Here is a 952-nt window from a genome sequence, read left to right on the forward strand (position 1 = left end):
TGCTCAGTTGGAGAATGACGTTTTAAAAAAGGCGAAGGTCTACTTCGACAGCCTAAAAGAATAAGGTTCGAATATATCCACAAGGTCACAGACGCTAAACGCACAGTGAAGAAGTTGTGCAGTTGGTTATCTGTGTCGCCAGCTGGGTATTATAAATGGTTAAAGCAATTACCTAGCACACGCCATAAAGAGAACAGTTCGTTACTGAAATTTCTAAAGCATGTCAGCGACCAAGAGCACTGCATTCCTGGTTATAGAAAGCTTTGGGAGGCAGCGGTAGCGCATGGCTTTGATTGTAGTAAAGGGCGTGTGCAGAGACTATTACAAAGCGTTGGCTATCGTTCAAAATCAGGTAAGAGACGCTATACAAGTCGCGCGAAGAAAGAAGGTACAATCAAAGCGAGTAATTTATTACGACGCCAGTTTAATGTTGATACAGCAAATACCGTGTGGGTATCAGACATCACACAAGTACGCTGTAAAGATGGTTGGCAGTATTTATGCGTCATCATTGATTTGTATTCTCGTAAGGTTGTTGGCTGGGTAACAAGCCGGATAAACAACGCCGAGTTAGTTATTAAAACCCTGAGAAAAGCATGGTCAGCACGCAAACCTGATGGTTCGAACTTGCTCTTTCATTCAGACCAAGGAGCTCAGTATGTCGCAAAGGAAACAGTGAGGTGGTTAACTAATAGAGGTGTCACAGTGAGTATGTCTAGAAAAGGTAACTGCTGGGATAATGCGTGCTCAGAAAGCTTTTTCGCGCAGTATAAAAAGGAGTGGATAAAGAATTTAAATGAACTGAGTCGTAGTGAAATGACAACACAAACGTATTTTTATATTGAAAAATACTACAACTCAGTAAGAAGACATGGCACCCTAGGGTATAAAAGTCCCATGCAGTACGAACAAGTTAATTAAACCCCGTGTCTACTTTATCGGGGTCAGATCA

The 952-nt window shown here is 41.8% G+C and carries 1 pseudogene; it reads left to right on the forward strand.

What is annotated here, in order from left to right:
* Positions 1-921 (forward strand): annotated as a pseudogene (locus NO991_RS20555) (IS3 family transposase); the annotation flags it as partial.
* Positions 922-952 lie beyond the last annotated feature (31 nt).

It is taken from the genome of Pseudoalteromonas sp. DY56-GL22, assembly GCF_041414715.1.
In the GTDB taxonomy this organism is placed as follows: Bacteria; Pseudomonadota; Gammaproteobacteria; order Enterobacterales; family Alteromonadaceae; genus Pseudoalteromonas; species Pseudoalteromonas simplex.